Genomic DNA, 17667 nt, shown 5'->3' on the forward strand with positions numbered 1-17667 from the left:
TGTTTGCGGCTTTCAATCTTATAGACAAAGGGATGTTGCACTTGTTAAATAGATACAAGGAGACGATCACCGACGGCCCCGGTCTGCGCTATGCCATCTATTTGGCAGGGTGCAGTCACCATTGCCCCGGGTGTCATAATCCCGAGAGTCATAACCCTTTGGGGGGGATTGAATTGAGCGAGGAGGTGCTACGAGGGATTATCGATGAGATCAATAGCAATCCCCTTCTTGACGGTATAACCCTCTCTGGAGGAGACCCCTTCTTTAACCCGGAAGAACTACTTAAATTGGTACAACGCCTCTCCGAAGAGTGCTCCTTACCTATACTTTGTTACACCGGATATACCTACGAAGAGTTGCTTGCCGACGAAAGGAGAGCGCCCGTTCTAAAGTATCTTACCACCTTGATAGATGGGAGGTTCGTTCGAGAGCTGCGGGATCCCTCTCTTCCCTTCAGGGGGAGTAGTAATCAGCGGATTATAGATCTTCGTAGCCGTTAGATACCTATTAATTGTCAGAAAGGAGCTATCTTTGTGCGCAGAATAAGAGACGGAAGATAAAAAGTAGAGAGAATATAGGCTCCCCCTTGGGTGAGCAGTGATATAATACAATACTCAAACCACTCTAAGTTTAAACTAAATCAATCATGAAGGAATCCAAAGATGTAAGACGTCTTGAGGAAGTTGTGATCCGCTTCTCAGGTGACTCTGGGGATGGTATGCAGCTTACCGGGACCATCTTTTCGGACCTCTCGGCTGTCTATGGCAACTCGATTGCTACATTTCCCGACTATCCAGCCGAAATCAGAGCGCCCCAAGGTACGCTTGGGGGTGTGTCGGGCTTCCAAGTTCACATTGGTACCAATCCGGTGTACACTCCGGGTGACTTTGCCGATGTTCTCGTTGCAATGAATCCTGCAGCCCTTAAGGTAAATCTAGGGCACATTCGTAAGGATTCTCTTATCATTATTGATACAGATTCGTTCGGCGAAAAGGATCTTGAGAAGGCTGAATTCAAGACTATGGATCCTATTAAGGAGCTTGGTCTTAATCCCGATCGTGTGGTGGCTGCCTCTATCTCGTCTATGGTGAAGGAGTCTCTCAAAGAGCTTCAACTAGACAACAAGAGCGCTCTCCGCTGTAAGAACATGTTTGCTCTCGGGCTGGTTTGCTGGCTATTCGACCGCACTCTCGAGCACGCCGTAGACTTTATCAATAAGAAGTTTGGTAAAAAAGAACTCATCCGTCAGGCCAACATCAAGGCCCTCAACGATGGGTACAACTACGGTGCCAATACACACGCTTCTGCAGGTACTCCCTTCCATGTCGAAGGGCAAAAGCAAGAACCGGGTCTCTATATGGATATGAGTGGGAACAAGGCTACGGCTTATGGTCTTATGGCTGCTGCCGAACGCTCCGGTCTCCAACTCTTCCTCGGTAGCTACCCTATCACTCCTGCTACTGATATCCTTCATGAGCTTTCTAAGCACAAGGCTCTCGGTGTAGTAACCGTACAGGCAGAAGACGAAATTGCCGGTATCTGTACTTCTATCGGGGCTTCTTTCGGTGGTAGCCTTGCTGTTACTACAACGTCCGGTCCCGGTCTTGCCCTTAAGAGTGAGGCTTTGGGTCTCGCTGTAATGGCTGAGCTTCCTCTCGTTGTTGTAGACGTTCAGCGTGGTGGTCCTTCTACCGGTTTGCCCACCAAGAGTGAACAAACCGACCTCTTGCAGGCTCTCTACGGCCGTAATGGGGAGTCTCCTCTCGTAGTTGTTTCGGCTACTTCGTCTGGGGATTGCTTCAATCAAGCTTACTGGGCTTCGAAGATTGCTCTTGAGCACATGACCCCCGTAGTGCTTCTTACCGACGCATATGTGGCCAACGGTTCACAGGCTTGGCGTATTCCCGAATACGAAAAGTTCCCCGAAATCAAACCCAATTACATCTGTAATTACAAGGGTGAAGAGCCTTGGAAACCCTATCGTCGCGATCTCGAAACGTTGGTTCGCTATTGGGCAGTACCTGGTCAGGAAGGCTATCAACACCGTTTGGGAGGTCTCGAAAAGGACAATAAGACAGGAGCCATCAGCACCAATCCTGACAACCACCAACTCATGGTGAATAACCGTCAGGCTAAGATCGATAATATCGCCAAGGTAATTCCTCCTCTCAAGGTTGAGGGTGATGTAGATGATGCAGACTTCCTAATCGTTGGTTGGGGAGGTACTTACGGTCACCTACATGAGGCTATGGAAAAGATGCGCAAGGAAGGCAAGAAGGTGGCTCATGCTCACTTTACCTTCATTAGCCCTCTACCTGCTAACACAAGAGAAGTGCTTCTCAAGTACAAGAAGGCAGTGGTAGCAGAGCAAAACAATGGGCAGCTTGCCATGTACCTAAAGGGTAAGATTGCCGAGTTTACTCCGATGCAATTCAATCGTATTAAGGGGCAACCTTTCAATGTGGGTCGCTTGGTAGAAGAATTTTCTAAAATGATGGAGGCATAAGAGATGGCACAAGATCAGAATACTCCAGTTATGTATACTGCACAAGATTTTAAGAGCGATCAGTATGTTCGTTGGTGCCCTGGTTGTGGAGACCATGGTGTCGTTCTTGCCCTCCAAAAGGCAATGGCTGAGCTTGGTATCGCTCCGCACCAAACGGCTGTGATCTCGGGGATTGGTTGTTCTTCTCGTCTCCCCTACTACATGAATACATATGGTTTTCACACCATTCATGGTCGTGGTGCCGCTATCGCTACAGGTCTCAAGACGGCTCGTCCCGACCTCAGCGTTTGGCTCGCATCAGGCGATGGCGATAGCTTGGCTATCGGGGGTAACCACTTTATTCATGCAATGCGTCGTAATATCGACCTTAATGTAGTACTCTTCAACAATCGCATCTACGGTTTGACTAAGGGGCAATACTCTCCTACGTCTCCCCGTGGTTTCGTTTCTAAGAGTTCACCTTATGGTACGGTAGAAGATCCCTTTATCCCTGCTGAATTGGTGATGGGGGCTCGTGGTCGCTTCTTCGCTCGTAGTTTGGACGTGGACCAAAAGACTTTGGTAGACTGCCTCACCGCTTCTGCTCGTCACAAGGGTGCTGCTGTTACAGAAGTGCTTGTGAACTGTGTGATCTTCAATGATGGTGCGCACAAATATCTCTCATCTAAGGAAGTGCGTGCAGAAAAGACGATCGTACTTGAGCATGGCAAAAAGATGATCTTTGGGCAGAATCTTGATAAGGGTCTCGTACTCGATGGATTCAAACTCAAGGTTGTAAAGATCGGCGAAGGTGGTTACTCTATCAACGATATCCTAACCCACGATGCTCATGAGCAAGATCCTACCCTTCATACCATGTTGGCTATGATGGATGGTGAAGAGCTACCTATGGCTATGGGTGTTATCCGCGATGTAGAGGCTCCTACTTACGACGAAGCTGTACACGCTCAGATTGCAGAAGTACAAGCTAAGAACCCAACTCGTAAGCTTCGCGAGCTCTTCTTGCAACAAGATGTTTGGGAGGTAAAGTAAGCAACCTTACCTTCTTCCGACACCCTTAGCCGGTGTTGGGATAGAATAAAACACTCTGTTTCTTCCCCAAGGGGAGGAGGCAGGGTGTTTATAATTATGGGGGTAAAGGGGAAGTTTGTTTGCCGAGGGGTAAATCTTTGATCCGTGAAGAGGATGGGGAGGAGCCTTGGAGTTGTTCGCCTACCTCTTACCGGAAAGAAGAGGAAATATCTCTCCTATTTTGAAAAAGAGAGGGGTTAGGGGTGGTTTTGGAAGATGGAGAAATTAACTGCGCTGTACCTCTTGTGTTTTACAAAGAAAGGAGTTTTGGAAAAATCGTAGGTCTCGGGGTGCTCAAGGATAAAGAGCCCCTCTGGAGTCAACAGACCCGAAGAGAAAACGAGTTGGGGCAGCTTTACGAGGGCTTCTAGGGCATAGGGAGGATCTGCGAAGATGAGGTCGTAGGGCGTAGAGGAAGAGCCCGTTTCAGGAGTAAGCCATTTGAAAACATTGCCAACGTGCACGGCGGCTTCTTCTTCGGCATGGAGTGCTTTAATTACAGATTGGATAAAAGCTACCTGTTTGGGCTGTTTTTCTACCATATCAACCCATTCAGCTCCTCGAGAAGCAAACTCTAATCCAATACTTCCGGTACCGGCAAAGAGATCGAGTATGCGTGCCCCTTCGTAAGAAAACATAGAGGTGATTGTGCTAAATAGAGCCTCTTTGGCGAGATCGGTCGTAGGGCGAAGTTTGAATCCTTTGGGGACGTCAAAACGTCTATGCCCATATTTCCCACTAATGATACGCATAGGATAAGAATATCTGAATCTACCCTCTAATCAACGGATAGGGGAGAGTATTGGATGCTTTGGAGGGAGAAGCCGAGAGGGAAGAGATGGGAAGAAAGAGCATCGCCCAGCTCTTGTGCCATCTCTAGGGAGGTAGTGTGAAAGAGATGAATAGCATCGTCGGCTACCCTATCTCTGCCTATTTGCTGCCATACAGCCCCTAGGTAGTAGAGGATCTCTCCCGCAATGCTAGAGGCAGTGCTGGTGGCAATGAGTGCGAATCTATTGGCAAACTTGATATTCCCTCGCTCGAATACAAGGATGCTGAGCGTAAGAGGAGATACCAAGAGGTAGATAAGTCGGCCGTTCTCTGTGGTGCGGCTTGCTGTGAGCCCCTCGCGGAGGGTAGGGACGACGTAGGGGAGGATTTCGGCGTAAGGATAGGTGCGGCGTAAGAACGTAAAGATAGAACGCTCCCAAGCCGCAAGCAGCGTTGGAGCCTCTGGCCCCAAATGATAAGATGCTGTATAGCCTACTTCGTTGTGTAGGATAGGTACAGCGATGGATAGCCACGCCTCTTCGTCTTCGCGTACGGGGACACCCGGGGGCACTAAAACAAAAGCAGAGGCATCAAAAGCTATCTGAATGTGATGATAGGGAAGGGGGAGAAAGCTATAGGCATAGATAAGGTCACTCAAACGATCTGTATAGCCAACTCCCTCGCTTGTGGGGACAAAAAAGACTCTATCACTGCCCAATACCTTGGTAGGCTCTTGAGCAAGTGATAGAGTATAAGTTATGCCGTCTGGGTGAAGACGTAGAGAGAGGTTATAACGTTCGGCAGTGGTCTCGTCTAGTAGAGGTAACCCTTCTATCGTAGATGGAGCCATGCTTCCTTTCTCTCTTTTTTAGAGTCTCGTTACCTCTCCCCTTCTAGGAGGAATGCTGAATTCCCCGAGGAGAGAGTGAAGAGGATATCTTATTCCCAGTTACCTGTTGTCTTAACTTCTTTGAGAGACCCAATACGCAACCCTGGATAGCCGGCACCATTGTTGCGAGCCTTTGCATCAGAGATCTTTGTGGAGAGAATGTGCTTATCCATTCCTGCGAGGTATACCTCCATGGGTACTTGGGCTTGGAATACAGAAACATTGATCGTATCGTTACCCACCTCTTGCTGTATGGTTGCAGTTTCTATCTCAATACGATGGTCAGGGAATCCGGGCACCATAATGAGTTCGCGAGGGTCTTCTCCATTCTTGAGGAGTGAGTCGCGAGCATTCATGTAGGTAGTATCACGCTTGATGAGCCCTTGTGCTGCGGCTTGATTTTCTGTAATTCCCTTTTCGCGCATTTCGTCGGTATAGTCCCCTTCAGCGTTGATGTAGAAGATTTTGCCATTGGTGAGGAACTCTACCAACTCGTCGGCTGTGGCAAATTTGCCATAGTTCTCTTTGTAGGCAATCTCGTAGGTTGCAATGTCTTTGAGTCGCTTCTCAACTAGAGCTTCTCTCTGAGCTTGTTCCTTTTTGAAGTTTTCGGGAGTTACGATACTCATCACGCAAAGGTAGCCCATTACAATTACTGCTAGGGCAATCAGTACAATCCTTACAATCTTCATCCTGTATAGTCGTTTATTATTATTCGTCTCTGTAGCTCGTTATCCTCCCAAGTTCTGAGTAGAGGATACATTCGCTCTGCAAATATACAACTACCCTGCAAATTGCAGCGCTTTTTGGAGTAGAAAAGTGTTTTTTGTTCCCTTTTTCTTCGAGAAAATCTAGAGGAGAGGCGAAAAAAGTCGCATTATCGATTCACAGAATCTCCGCCAGCGTTTTCGGTTCCTCCAGCGGGCAGGGATTACCGGCTCGCTATTGTCGAGGTCTTGAGCAAATATCTCTTCCAGTTGTTGGGTAAAGCCTGCTTCGTAGATGATGCTTGCGCATTCAAAATTGTGTTCGAAACTTCTAAAGTCCATATTGGCAGAGCCTACAAGAGCTACTTCTCCATCTATCGTGAGGAATTTGGAGTGCAGAAAACCGGCCTTGTAGAAGTAGACATGCACTCCGGCCTCCATCAGTCCATCCAGATAGGAGAGTGAGGCAAGATGGGAGGCTAGTACATCGCCTTTGCGAGGGATGAGTAGATTGACCTCAACGCCACCTAAGGCCGCCATAGAGAGAGCCTCGTTTAGCGTTTGGGTGGGGAGGAAGTAGGGCGTCTCAATGCAGATGCGACGAGTTGCTCGTAGGATGAGGTAATTGATGGCTTGTTCGATGCTACGCCAAGCCCCCATAGGCGATCCCAAGAAAAATTGCATGGGGATAAGGGGTGTATCGCCCGAAGAGAGTCTTTTGGGAAAGTAGTCCCTAAGGTGTACGACCCTCCGTGTGATGAGGTACCAATCGATGAGGAATGCTGTCTGTAGCTCCGCAACAATTCCACCTGTGAGGCGGAAGTGGGTATCTCTCCAGGGGCCCATTTCATTGCCGTAGTAGTAGCGATCGGCTATGTTCATCCCTCCCATGTAGCCGATTTCTCCGTCTATTATGGCAAGTTTGCGGTGATTGCGGTAGTTCACTCGAGAGGAGAGGTAAGGGATCACCACCTTCATAAAGGGATAGACTTGGACACCGGATTTTCGCATTCGCTTCCAAAAAGAGCGACGAGCACCCCAAGAGCCTACATCATCGTACAGGATGCGTACAATAACCCCCTCTCTGACCTTTTGTATCAATAGGTCAGAGAGTTGATTGCCGAGCCGGTCGCTCTCGATGGCATAGTATTGAAGATGGATGTGTTGTTTGGCGGCTCGAATATCGGCAAAGAGAGCCTCAAACTTGTCGTGTCCTGTGGTGAATGTTTTGATTTCCTGTGCTGCAAGTACGGGGCTGTCCCCTAGTCGCTCACAAAGTTGCTCTACGGGGCGATATTGAGGCTTTTGCAGAATGGGCTTACTTACGATGGCATAGTCTTCGAAGCTATAGGGCACACTTGAGAGCCTTCGGTATATTTTGCGGTGGATGGTGTGGGTGTGGCGGAGGTCCTGTCCGAAGAAATAGTAGAGAATGATACCCACGGCGGGAATCAAAAGTACCACCATTACCCACGATAGTGCCTTTATCGGATTCCTGTTTTCGCTGATCACCACAAGGGCAATACCCAACGCAACTACCAGATAGATAGCTGAGAATATGATGCTGGTAACTTCGCTCCACATAGCTTAGGGCTTACTTACGTTGGGGTATAGGGGGTAGAATTTATGGCATGCTATTCGCTGTCGAGATCAAAATCGTCGGAGAAAAAGTCTTCGTTGTCGATGAAGAAGTTGTCGTTCATTCCCTGCCATTCGTCTAGAGAACGTCGGTCTTTTTTGGTGGGTCGCCCCTCGCCCTTGGCTCTGTCGATAAATCCCGATATGCGCTGTAGCTCTAGCACTTCGAGCTCCTCACGTGGTGTTATGTTGAGGATGTAGTCGGGGACGAGCTTGGCTCCCATTCGGTTGCGTGCCGTTTGCAGTACTCTGAAGCTGTAGGTTACGGGGGCTTTGCGCACCCCAATAACGTCGCCGGCCACAACGAGTCGCGAAGGCTTTACACTCTGAGAGTTGATGGTAACACGACCTTTTTTGCAGGCATCGCTAGCCAAGGAGCGGCTCTTGAAGATGCGTACTGCCCACAAAAAACTATCGATTCGTACTTCTCCGGCCATTTCTCTCGAGATGCTAGTAGTTGGGTAGGGGTGTAGGAGTGTCGGGTTTTTGCTCTTCGGGAGGGGGGAGTAGAGACTTTTTGTTATGCCAATTCATGGCTCTATCTACGCCCGAGAGGCAGAAATCGCGAACAATAGCAACTGCCTCCTTGGTGAGAAGTGGCATATATTGCTCCTCTTCCGGCGTAAAATGCCCGAGTACAAACTCTATCTGACGTCCCCTCGAAAAGCGACTTCCTAAGCCAAAGCGTAGGCGTGCATATTCCGCAGTGCCGAGTAGCTGTGCAATATTTTTAAGTCCATTGTGCCCTGCATCGCTGCCCTTCGACTTAAGTCTGAGGGTTCCGAAATCGAGAGCAAGGTCATCTACTAAGATGAGGAGCTGCTCCGTGGGAAGATTCTCTTTTTGGAGCCAGTAACGTACCGCCTCTCCGCTCAGATTCATATAGGTGGAGGGCTTGAGCAAAACGAGTTCTGCATTTTTGATGCGCCCTCGTGCAATAGCCCCATAACGTTGCTCAGTAAAGGTCGCACCGATTTCTTCCGCTATTGCGTTTGCCATACGGAAGCCAACATTGTGCCGTGTGCCCCAATACTCTTCGCCTATATTGCCTAGTCCTACTATAAGGTATTTCATATTCTTGGGCTCAAAGTTAGCCATTCCCCTCGAATTATCTTCTTCCCTTGATAAAGAGAAGAGGTTGTAAGGTTTATCAATCGGGTCGGTTGCAGGTTGGGGAGTGGGCTTATAAGAGGAGTCCTTCCCTAACATCCGAAACCAAAAATCCCCCACCTCTTATTAGTGTCGAGAGGTGAGGGGTTGGTTGTCGGTACTTTTCTTGGGGAGAGTCCCCGTCAGAAAGTCCGTTGCTTTCTAGCCTAATTATTTCTTGGCAGCAGCACCACGAGCAGCACGAGTGAGGCGAACGGCACACACAACGGCGTTCTTTGCATTCATGATCTCAAGTCCTTCGAAGCTGAGAGCACCTACCTGCATAGACTTGCCAAGCTCTAGGTTTTCTACATTGATGTGAAGTCTCTCGGGGATCTGATCGTAGATGGCTTTAACGCGAAGTTTGCGCATTTCGAGCACGAGTTTACCCCCGGCGCGTACCCCGGCAGCGTGGCCTTCGAGTACAACAGGTACTTCCATTTCGATAGCCTTGTCTTTGTTAACTTCAAGGAAGTCGATGTGGAGGATTTCGTCTGTTACGGGGTGGAATTGAATATCCTTGAGTACAGCCTTGCAAGTTTTACCTGCTACTGAGAGATCGATGTCGAAGATCTCGGGAGTGTAGATAAGGTTGCGCACTGCATCTTGTGTTACGGTGAGGTGATGAGTTGCTTCTCCACCATAGATTACTGCGGGGATGATACCCTGCTTGCGGAGGCTCTTAGTAGCCTTCTTGCCAAGACCTTCGCGGAGGTCGGCGTTGAGTTGGAATGTCTTCATTCTCTTCTTCTTTTTTTTTGTGTTACTCAAAATTAGTTGCTCAAAATAGAGCTGTCCCTAATTTCCCATCACACCCAAGAGGCTAACGGGGGAGAGGCTTGGCTTTTCTTGCCTAGGCTAACCGATGTTTGGAGCCTTGGGATGAAGCGCCTTGCTTCGCCGGTTGTTGTCTCTAGCGGTTCTGCGATAGAATACCAAAAACAGGATGGTGAGTACATGATCACTTGACTACAAAAAAAGCCACTGCCCTCCCTTGATCATTAGGAAAGATAGAGGCTTCCTCTTCGTTGTGGTCATAGATGCCTTGTTTTCAGATTCAAGACCATACCACCATTCTCTCTATGCGTGGGCCCAATAGGATTCGAACCTATGACCCTCTGTTTGTAAGACAGATGCTCTAAACCAGCTGAGCTATGAGCCCTCACGCGTTCTCGCTACAAGATTTTCAGAATCTCTTGTATCTACTCTCAAGATAATCCGAGGTGAAGATAAAGTGGGCCCAATAGGATTCGAACCTATGACCCTCTGTTTGTAAGACAGATGCTCTAAACCAGCTGAGCTATGAGCCCTCTTTTCTTTTTTGTCGGTACTACTCTTGCGAGTTTTTAGCAACACTCTCCAGTGCTGCTCTGCTAACAGCGATGCAAAGGTAATACTTTTCTCGAAATCTGCAATACCCTCACTTGTTTTTCTCGCTAAGTAACTTTTCTCCTATCTCTCCTCGTGAAACGGAAGAAAAACCTTGCCCTGCACTTTTCTCGGAATAGGGTAGAATAAAAAAGTTTCATGGGCAGGAGCAAAAAATTTTTAGGCCTGCAATTCAAAAGATCTTGGGCAGAAAGGAAATGAAAACTAGGCAAGGTCCTTTAAAAAGAGCATTGGGGATGCTTCTGAAGGTAAGTATTTGGGAATGAGGGGGCGAAGTGTGACTTTATGGATTGCCCTTAGTCAGGAGTCCTTCTCTATGGATGAGGAGGGCATTCTGGAGAATTCGGGATTGCTGCCGAGCACCTCTTTTGTGAGACGGCTCTGCCGTATAGAGCAAGCAAAAAAAAGACACCCCTAGTTGAACTAAGGGTGCCCCATTCTATTACTAGGCTGTTTTAGAATCGGATTGTTTCGATTTCGCCTTTCATATCGGAAAAGACAGCGGATGTTTCTTTCCTATTTTATGTTCAGATGTCTTTTGCTTATTTGGCCTCAAGGGCTTTCTTGACAAGCTCTGCTACTTTACCCATATCCTTAGTGGGCTCGAAACGTGCAATGACGTTGCCATTACGGTCGATCAAGAATTTGGTGAAATTCCATTTTATATCGCTCTTCGAACGCCAATTGGGATCGGCTTTATCAAGCATTCTCTCAAGTTTTGGGCTCAGGCTGTTTTCTTCGTCGAAACCCTCAAATCCCTTTTGGCTCTTAAGCCAAGTGTAGAGAGGGAGTTCGTTCTCGCCGTTAACATCGCTCTTTTTGAATTGTGGAAATTCGGTGCCGAAATTCATGCGACAAAATTGGGTGATCTCCTCGTCGGAGCCTGGGGCCTGATTCTTAAACTGGTTGCAAGGGATGTCGATAATCTCGAACCCTTCGGCTCTCATGTTGCGGTACATCTCTTCAAGCTTCTCGTATTGTGGTGTAAAACCACATTTGGTAGCGGTATTGACAACAAGCAATACCTTGCCCTTGTATTCCGAGAGGCTTACATCGTTGCCTTGGGCATCGGTAAGGCTGAAGTCATAGATTGTTGTCATTTTTCTTTCCTTCGCCCCCTTATTTGGGTTGGTGTGGGTTGTCTGACCATAAATAGGCATAGCGAGACAAGCCGCTAGTAGCATTAAAAACGTAGTTCTCATTCTTTTATTCTTCGTTTATCAGTTTGATTGTCTCTATATATTTGTTAGTTAAGGAGATTTCTCTTGGACGTAAAGGTAGTGATTAAGTTGTGCATAATCTCTTTTAGAGTAATTTGTTGTGCAAAACATTTTGCTCCACTTCGGGTTCTCTTCTGTGGAGACGTGGCCTGTTTCTTGGCTCGAGGCAAACGAAAAAAGCCGCACTCTGGAGAGAGGGAGTCTCTCTAGAGTGCGCCCCTTGATTCGGTAGGAGGAAAATCTATCGGATAAAGCTCTTTATCACCCCAATAACGTATGCAATCTCGTCGTCACTAAGCCCACTCCCGCTCGGCAGGCACAGACCTCTTTCAAAAAGACCTTCCGCCACGGAGCCTCCATAATAGGGGCAGGCTGCAAAAAAGGGCTGTAGGTGCATGGGTTTCCAGAGGGGGCGGCTCTCAATGTTTTCTTCCTCAAGTCGTAGGCGTAGCTGCTCACGATCGAAGCCGGTCTGCTTAGGGTCGATGAGGATTGAGGTGAGCCAGAAATTGGAATTGAACTGCGCAGAGGGGTTTTGTTGTACCTCTATACCCGAGATAGAACCTAATCCTTGGCTGTATAGGCCGTGGATGGCGCGGCGGCGTGCGATGTGCTCGTCTAAAACTTGCATTTGCCCACGACCAATACCTGCACAGATGTTGCTTAGCCGGTAGTTGTAACCTATTTTTTCGTGTTGGTAGTGAGGGGCTTGCTCACGAGCCTGCGTAGCGTAGAAGGTTACTCGGTCGGCAGTCTCTCGGCTGGGGCAGATCAGGGCTCCTCCGCCTGAGGTGGTAATCATTTTGTTGCCGTTGAAGGAGAGTGCTCCATAGGCTCCCAGCGTACCACACTTTTTCCCTTTATATTCAGAGCCTATCGCCTCGGCAGCGTCTTCGAGTATGGGTATTTCGTACTCTTGGGCAATGGCGATAATTTCGTCCATCTTGGCAGGCATCCCATAGAGATGTACGGGGATGATCGCCTTGGGTTTTCTGCCCGTCTTTTGGATGCGGTCTTCAATAGCCTCTCTTAGGAGAGCGGGATCCATATTCCAAGTGTCGGGCTCACTATCTACAAAAACAGGCTTAGCCCCTTGATAGGTAATAGGGTTGGCACTAGCGGAGAAGGTGAAACTTTGGCAGATTACCTCGTCATCTCGCTCCACTCCGAGCATTATAAGCCCCAGGTGAAGAGCGGCAGTACCTGCACTTAGCGCCACAACTTCTTGCTTGTCTAAGGTGTGATAATGTTTGAGATCTTGCTCAAATCCATTGACATTGGGACCCAAGGGTACTACCCAGTTGGTATCGAATGCCTCCTTTATAAAACTCTGCTCTTCGCCTCCCATTTGGGCGAGGGAAAGCCAAATTCGCTTGTTCATATGCTGCTATTTTGGGTTAGTTACTAATTAGGGGAGTAGGGTTTGTACGATATACTTGAGGTCTCGGGCAAACGACCAATGCCTGAGGTAGTCGAGGTTGATACGAACTTTGTCCGGATAGATCACCTCGGCGTTATATCGGATGGGGTCATCTACAGAGGCAAGGATCTCTTCTTCATTACGGTATTTGAGGGAGGCCGGTCCTGTAATGCCGGGACGTAGTTGCAAGATTTCTCGCTCTTCGCCTACTAATTTGTCAGCAAAGCCCGGGACATCGGGGCGAGGTCCTACAAAGCTCATATCGCCTATTAGCACATTCCACAGCTCGGGCAGTTCGTCGAGTTTATACTTTCTGAGTTTCGCTCCAAGAGGGGGTATTCTACTTTCTCCTGCTACAGAGACGGATGAGCCGCTATGGGATACAACCATGCTTCGGAACTTGACCATAGTGAAAATCCGCCCCCCTTTCCCTACTCTCTTTTGCCGGAAAAGTATGGGGCCATCAGGCATCTTTATCTTGATAAGTATGCCTACAACAAGAAATACAGGTAGCAAAACGATAAGTCCGATTAGAGCTATCACTCGGTCAAATATCCACTTTAGTATCATAATCTCTTCTTTACGGCATGGAATGCGTACCCTACAAACGAGTATATGGACCTGGCTAGAGAAAGATGTTCAATGTCGCGGTAACATATCCAAACGTCTTTGGCCGCTTTCCCTTTTTTTGCCGTGTTTGAGTTTCCTACAAGTCGATAGGTTGCCAAATCCTCTGTAAGGGCATAGGCCTTGTCTATGCGTCTTAATAAGAGTAGCCAGGTAGCCATATCTTGAGACGAACGGATGGGGGGCATGGAGAAGTTGCCAGTTTTCCCCTTATCTATCATGACAGTGAGACAGCCTATCGCCGTATTTCTTAGATACTGCTTGTAGGATAGGGCAGGAGGCATCCTGAGTCTCTTGTGGAGTAAATTCCCCTCTTCACTCATCAATTCATAGTCTGTGTAGGAGAAAGCGTAGCCACCCTCTTCCATGAAACACAACTGCCGCTCTAGTTTTTGAGGTTTCCAAAGATCATCACTATCTAGGAAGGCAATGTATCTTCCCTTTGCCATTGCTAGGGAGTGGTTGCGGGCAGCGGCAGCTCCAGAGTTGCATGGGAGAGCAAATACTTTAATACGAGGATCCTTCCTTTCGTAGCTCTGTGCTATCTCTAGAGTTTGGTCTCTGCTACAATCGTCTGTGATCAGTAGTTCCCAATCCACATACGATTGCGCCAATACAGATTCTATAGACTCTGCAATGAATCGAGCCGCATTGTACGACGGCATTATGATAGAGACAAGGGGGAGTGGAGTCATTCTTTTCGTATCGAGATGTATTATCCAATATGTAGGTAGGTGAATCCGGAGAGGTCGGATGGTTCAAAAACATTGCGACCATCAATCAGAAGAGGGGTGCGCATGGACTTTCGTATCGCCTCCCATTTGGGCATACGATATTCTTTCCACTCCGTAACGTGTAGGATAGCATCGGCATCAACTACGGTTTCATATATATCTTGGGCGTACGAAATTTTATTGCCGAGCCGCCTACGTGCTTCATCCATGGCGATAGGGTCGTAGGCTACTACTTCGCAGCCGGCGCCGAGGAGAGACTCGATGAGCACCAAGGAAGGAGCTTCGCGCATATCGTCTGTTCCGGGTTTGAAGGCAAGCCCCCACAGGGCGATTTTTCGCCCCTTTAGTTCGCCATGGAAGTAGGAAGAGAGTTTCTCGAAGAGGATATTTTTCTGTTTTTCATTAACTCGCTCTACGGCTTCTAACACCTGCATGTCGTATCCATTTTGGTGTGCTGTGGCAATCAGAGCCTTTACATCCTTGGGGAAGCAGGAGCCCCCATAGCCACATCCGGGGTAGAGAAATTTGTTGCCGATTCGCGTATCAGAGCCAATCCCTTGGCGTACCATCGAAACATCCGCTCCTACTTTTTCGCAGAGATTGGCAATATCATTCATAAAGCTAATACGCGTGGCAAGCATGGCATTAGCAGCGTATTTGGTCATCTCTGCCGAGGGAATGTCCATGAAGAGTACGCGAAAGTTATTGAGCAGCATAGGCCTGTAGAGCTGTGTCATTAGCTCTTTGGCTCGCTCGGAGTCAACCCCTACTACCACGCGATCGGGCTTCATAAAGTCATCTATCGCATTGCCCTCTTTGAGGAACTCTGGATTGGAAGCGACATCGAAGTCAATGCTTACCCCCCTAGTCTCTAGCTCTTGGGCAATAGTGGCACGTACCTTCTCCGCTGTACCAACGGGTACGGTACTCTTTGTTACAATGAGTTTGTAGCCTTGCATATTGCGCCCGATGGCGCGAGCCACCTCTAGCACGTAGCTAAGATCTGCAGACCCATCTTCGTCGGGGGGAGTACCAACGGCGGTAAAGATGATGTCTACTTCTTCTAGGACTTCGCGCAAATCGGTAGAGAAGCGGAGGCGTCCTCCCTCTATATTGCGGAGTACCAAGTGGTCTAGATTGGGCTCGTAGATGGGGATAACCCCACTCTTGAGAGCTTCTATTTTTTGAGTATTCTTATCAACGCAATAGACGGTGATTCCCATCTCTGCAAAGCAGGCTCCACTAACCAAGCCCACATATCCTGTTCCTACAATGGCTATACTCATATTGTAAATATTCTTTTTAGAGCAAGTGTTCTATACTCCTCCCCTATTTCCTGTTTTATTTCTCCATACTACTCATTGAGATGGATTGAGGATTCTCAGAAAGTCATGGGAGTTGCACTGTGATTTCGTATCTAGTTCGCAGATATGTTCGTTAGAATTATAGAAAGACTTTTGAAGATAATATCATCTTAGAAAGAGAGACGGCGAGAGGGTGTGGAATAAATTGGAGAATCCAAATGAGAGGGTACAACAAAATAATAATAGTTCTGAAGGGTTGAGGAAAGTAAAGTTGTACATGACAATATGCTTTGCGAAATTGTAATTTTTCAATGAGGAAGTTCTGAACATTGGAGTGTCCATCAAAAGAGCGAGATCCTGCATTTATATATTTATATCCTTTTTCTTTCAAGTAATACCGCGTAAATTCATGGTTGAATCCATAGGTGGGATTACTTTTGGTAAACTTGTGACTTAAGCGTTTACGGCTCATAACCACCATATCTCCTTTGATATATATGTCTTCCCACATCGCCATTTCACCAGATTCCCGATCGTATCCTCCCCAAAAATCATGCCCTTCCTCACCAGATTTTTTTATGTACTCAACATACTCGGCATGGGTCAATGTGGATTTTACTTTTTTCTTAAACCTAGCATTTCCATCCAAGTATACTTGATATCCCTTTAATAGCATTTCTTCTTGGTCTATGCGTTTGTATTCATATACAGAGAGAGATTTTCGGATTTGTTTACGTGTGCTTTTGGATGAGTACTCTTCAATATCGTAGTAACGATCTCTGATGATATACCAGTTGTTTGTGGGTTGAGAGCAATCGAATTTATAGACATTTTTGACGAAAAGAGCTTTCTTCCCTTTTCTCACTTGATTAAGTTGTTTTTTCGATAGCTTTACCCCGGAGTAGAGATCGTCATAAAATTCAGCACATCGTTTATACAGACGGAATTTATTATTCATTTGCAATCTAATTTTTCTGTTGTGATCTGTGTAAGGCTCTTATCCAAAAGATTAGCGATGTAATGGCAAGAGATAGGGATGACAATGTATAGCTCCATGCACTCGACTCTATCGTATTTGAAAAGGATAGGAGCAATACATATAAGGCGAACCATAGCAATAAGCTAAAGAGATTATATGGAACGGAGGAAATTGCATCCAGAGGGTTTCTAAGAAGTAGATAAATAGACCTTGGGATGAGGGAGAGGGAGACTATTATTGTGAGAGAGCTCGCTGGAATGAAGTCTTTTGAAAATAGCATTTGCAACCAAAACTCTGCACCAACGCTTATTATCAAGAATCCGGCCGAAGCTATGGATAGGAAAGCAATCATTGACCAGCGAATGAGGCGACGAATTTTTTTTAGTTCTTTTTTTTCGGCCATCTCACTCACTCGTTGTAAAAATATTTGTCCGGAAAAAGCAAAAAGAGGAGTAATCATCAACTGAAGTGTGATTGCTGTAGAGAATAGTCCTGTAGCCGTCTTCCCAAATTTTGATAGAACGATAAGTAAGGGGACGAAGCTTGTTAGCTGGAATATTAGGTCTGAAAGCATCCTTGGGGTCCCGTAATATAGAAGTTGTTTACCAGAGGCTTGTACGGAAGAGTCTCCTCTTAAAACAATGCTTTTTTGAAGATCTTTCCAGAAGTCTTTTGCAGAAAAGAGTGTGCAATTGAGTAGAATCAATATAGACCAAGAGAGGAATAAAGGAGCAATGTCTCTAAAGAATAATGCCCCGATGAAGAGAGAGAGTTGAGTGCAGATCTGCACCGTGTTCGATCTTTTGTACAAGCCTTTCCCCCTAAAGTAGGCGACAATAAGGTTGTTTAGTGCAGAGCTTGTGGAGTAGAAGAGTGTGATCATTAGGATGTAATTATCTCCTAATCCTCCCAATATCCACTCTCTCATAGTGGAAGGAAATAAGAAACTTATAAGGAATAGTCCCGCTGATAAGATCGAGAAAAGCAATAACGAGGATGGAAAGAGGGTAGGGTATCTTTTGTCGTTAGATACCCTATATCTAGAGAGGTATCTCGGGAGGGCTATTGTCATTCCCCATGCCAATATAGCGACTAATACGGTGCTGCTTTTCTTGGCAATACTGTATAGGGCGAATCCCTCCACTCCTAAATGAGAGCTCACCAGCTTATTGACAAATAGTACAATAAGCATGATAAGAACTTGGGATGAGAATGTCCAAATCAGATCTTTGGAGAGATCTGAATATTTGATACTCATCTTTT

The 17667-nt window shown here is 47.0% G+C and carries 16 protein-coding genes, 2 tRNA genes and 1 pseudogene; 3 read left to right on the plus strand and 16 right to left on the minus strand.

The features are described 5' to 3' along the window. Window positions 1–32: 32 nt before the first annotated feature. The 3 genes from nrdG (at window position 33) to ACTTHR_RS05540 (ending at window position 3538) form a co-directional block, all read left to right on the plus strand. Complete coding sequence (nrdG, locus tag ACTTHR_RS05530; protein WP_442605480.1) at window positions 33–500, plus strand: anaerobic ribonucleoside-triphosphate reductase activating protein; 468 nt, start codon at window positions 33–35, stop codon at window positions 498–500. A gap of 146 nt (window positions 501–646) precedes the next feature. Further along, window positions 647–2506: a 2-oxoacid:acceptor oxidoreductase subunit alpha gene (locus ACTTHR_RS05535; RefSeq protein WP_442605481.1), complete on the plus strand. Its 1860-nt coding sequence runs from the start codon at window positions 647–649 to the stop codon at window positions 2504–2506. 30 nt (window positions 2507–2536) lie between these two features. Then, window positions 2537–3538: a 2-oxoacid:ferredoxin oxidoreductase subunit beta gene (locus ACTTHR_RS05540; protein WP_281677953.1), complete on the plus strand. Its 1002-nt coding sequence runs from the start codon at window positions 2537–2539 to the stop codon at window positions 3536–3538. A 236-nt stretch (window positions 3539–3774) separates the two neighbouring features. Here the strand turns inward: ACTTHR_RS05540 and ACTTHR_RS05545 are convergent, their stop codons facing one another. From ACTTHR_RS05545 to ACTTHR_RS05620, 16 genes and pseudogenes are all read right to left on the minus strand, one after another. Continuing rightward, entirely contained in the window at window positions 3775–4329 is a 555-nt protein-coding gene (locus ACTTHR_RS05545; RefSeq protein ID WP_314813511.1) for an RsmD family RNA methyltransferase, read from the minus strand. A gap of 26 nt (window positions 4330–4355) precedes the next feature. Then, window positions 4356–5198, minus strand: a complete 843-nt coding sequence (locus tag ACTTHR_RS05550; protein ID WP_442605482.1) for a DUF3822 family protein — start codon at window positions 5196–5198, stop codon at window positions 4356–4358. Between the two features lie 89 nt (window positions 5199–5287). Then, window positions 5288–5929 carry a hypothetical protein gene (locus ACTTHR_RS05555; RefSeq protein WP_424777579.1) on the minus strand — a complete coding sequence of 214 codons (642 nt, stop codon included), beginning with the start codon at window positions 5927–5929 and terminating at the stop codon, window positions 5288–5290. 159 nt (window positions 5930–6088) lie between these two features. Continuing rightward, entirely contained in the window at window positions 6089–7528 is a 1440-nt protein-coding gene (gene cls, locus ACTTHR_RS05560; protein WP_442605483.1) for a cardiolipin synthase, read from the minus strand. A gap of 50 nt (window positions 7529–7578) precedes the next feature. Further along, window positions 7579–8019 (minus strand): RNA-binding S4 domain-containing protein, encoded by a 441-nt coding sequence (locus tag ACTTHR_RS05565; protein ID WP_004332591.1) that lies wholly within the window; start codon window positions 8017–8019, stop codon window positions 7579–7581. Window positions 8020–8095: 76 nt separating this feature from the next. Continuing rightward, a pseudogene (gene pth, locus ACTTHR_RS05570) lies at window positions 8096–8656 on the minus strand (aminoacyl-tRNA hydrolase); the annotation flags it as partial. A gap of 246 nt (window positions 8657–8902) precedes the next feature. After that, window positions 8903–9472 (minus strand): 50S ribosomal protein L25/general stress protein Ctc, encoded by a 570-nt coding sequence (locus tag ACTTHR_RS05575; protein WP_304284656.1) that lies wholly within the window; start codon window positions 9470–9472, stop codon window positions 8903–8905. 346 nt (window positions 9473–9818) lie between these two features. After that, window positions 9819–9893 (minus strand) — tRNA-Val (locus tag ACTTHR_RS05580). Window positions 9894–9966: 73 nt separating this feature from the next. Then, a tRNA-Val gene (locus ACTTHR_RS05585) sits at window positions 9967–10041 on the minus strand. Between the two features lie 621 nt (window positions 10042–10662). Continuing rightward, window positions 10663–11220, minus strand: a complete 558-nt coding sequence (locus ACTTHR_RS05590; RefSeq protein WP_442605484.1) for a glutathione peroxidase — start codon at window positions 11218–11220, stop codon at window positions 10663–10665. Between the two features lie 361 nt (window positions 11221–11581). Then, on the minus strand, window positions 11582–12721 hold the full coding sequence (locus tag ACTTHR_RS05595; protein WP_442605485.1) for a DegT/DnrJ/EryC1/StrS family aminotransferase: 1140 nt from the start codon (window positions 12719–12721) through the stop codon (window positions 11582–11584). 27 nt (window positions 12722–12748) lie between these two features. Further along, window positions 12749–13330, minus strand: a complete 582-nt coding sequence (locus ACTTHR_RS05600; protein WP_442605486.1) for a sugar transferase — start codon at window positions 13328–13330, stop codon at window positions 12749–12751. After that, entirely contained in the window at window positions 13327–14082 is a 756-nt protein-coding gene (locus ACTTHR_RS05605; RefSeq protein WP_442605487.1) for a glycosyltransferase family 2 protein, read from the minus strand. Before ACTTHR_RS05605 ends, ACTTHR_RS05600 begins: the two co-directional genes overlap by 4 nt. A gap of 20 nt (window positions 14083–14102) precedes the next feature. Then, a complete protein-coding gene (locus tag ACTTHR_RS05610) occupies window positions 14103–15407 on the minus strand; it encodes a UDP-glucose dehydrogenase family protein (protein ID WP_442605488.1) in 1305 nt (434 codons plus the stop codon). A gap of 157 nt (window positions 15408–15564) precedes the next feature. Beyond that, the gene (locus ACTTHR_RS05615) at window positions 15565–16383 is read right to left on the minus strand and encodes a hypothetical protein (RefSeq protein WP_442605489.1); all 819 of its coding nucleotides are present in this window, start codon (window positions 16381–16383) and stop codon (window positions 15565–15567) included. A 7-nt stretch (window positions 16384–16390) separates the two neighbouring features. After that, a complete protein-coding gene (locus ACTTHR_RS05620; protein WP_442605490.1) occupies window positions 16391–17662 on the minus strand; it encodes a lipopolysaccharide biosynthesis protein in 1272 nt (423 codons plus the stop codon). Window positions 17663–17667 lie beyond the last annotated feature (5 nt).

Origin of the sequence: Porphyromonas endodontalis, from assembly GCF_052173515.1 — a bacterium.
Lineage (GTDB): Bacteria > Bacteroidota > Bacteroidia > Bacteroidales > Porphyromonadaceae > Porphyromonas > Porphyromonas endodontalis_A.

Coding starts and splice junctions, on each gene's coding strand:
- nrdG (WP_442605480.1), top strand. CDS start 33: ATGTTGCACTTGTTAAATAGATACAAGGAGACGATCACCGACGGCCCC.
- ACTTHR_RS05535 (WP_442605481.1), top strand. CDS start 647: ATGAAGGAATCCAAAGATGTAAGACGTCTTGAGGAAGTTGTGATCCGC.
- ACTTHR_RS05540 (WP_281677953.1), top strand. CDS start 2,537: ATGTATACTGCACAAGATTTTAAGAGCGATCAGTATGTTCGTTGGTGC.
- ACTTHR_RS05545 (WP_314813511.1), bottom strand. CDS start 4,329: ATGCGTATCATTAGTGGGAAATATGGGCATAGACGTTTTGACGTCCCC.
- ACTTHR_RS05550 (WP_442605482.1), bottom strand. CDS start 5,198: ATGGCTCCATCTACGATAGAAGGGTTACCTCTACTAGACGAGACCACT.
- ACTTHR_RS05555 (WP_424777579.1), bottom strand. CDS start 5,929: ATGAAGATTGTAAGGATTGTACTGATTGCCCTAGCAGTAATTGTAATG.
- cls (WP_442605483.1), bottom strand. CDS start 7,528: ATGTGGAGCGAAGTTACCAGCATCATATTCTCAGCTATCTATCTGGTA.
- ACTTHR_RS05565 (WP_004332591.1), bottom strand. CDS start 8,019: ATGGCCGGAGAAGTACGAATCGATAGTTTTTTGTGGGCAGTACGCATC.
- ACTTHR_RS05575 (WP_304284656.1), bottom strand. CDS start 9,472: ATGAAGACATTCCAACTCAACGCCGACCTCCGCGAAGGTCTTGGCAAG.
- ACTTHR_RS05590 (WP_442605484.1), bottom strand. CDS start 11,220: ATGACAACAATCTATGACTTCAGCCTTACCGATGCCCAAGGCAACGAT.
- ACTTHR_RS05595 (WP_442605485.1), bottom strand. CDS start 12,721: ATGAACAAGCGAATTTGGCTTTCCCTCGCCCAAATGGGAGGCGAAGAG.
- ACTTHR_RS05600 (WP_442605486.1), bottom strand. CDS start 13,330: ATGATACTAAAGTGGATATTTGACCGAGTGATAGCTCTAATCGGACTT.
- ACTTHR_RS05605 (WP_442605487.1), bottom strand. CDS start 14,082: ATGACTCCACTCCCCCTTGTCTCTATCATAATGCCGTCGTACAATGCG.
- ACTTHR_RS05610 (WP_442605488.1), bottom strand. CDS start 15,407: ATGAGTATAGCCATTGTAGGAACAGGATATGTGGGCTTGGTTAGTGGA.
- ACTTHR_RS05615 (WP_442605489.1), bottom strand. CDS start 16,383: ATGAATAATAAATTCCGTCTGTATAAACGATGTGCTGAATTTTATGAC.
- ACTTHR_RS05620 (WP_442605490.1), bottom strand. CDS start 17,662: ATGAGTATCAAATATTCAGATCTCTCCAAAGATCTGATTTGGACATTC.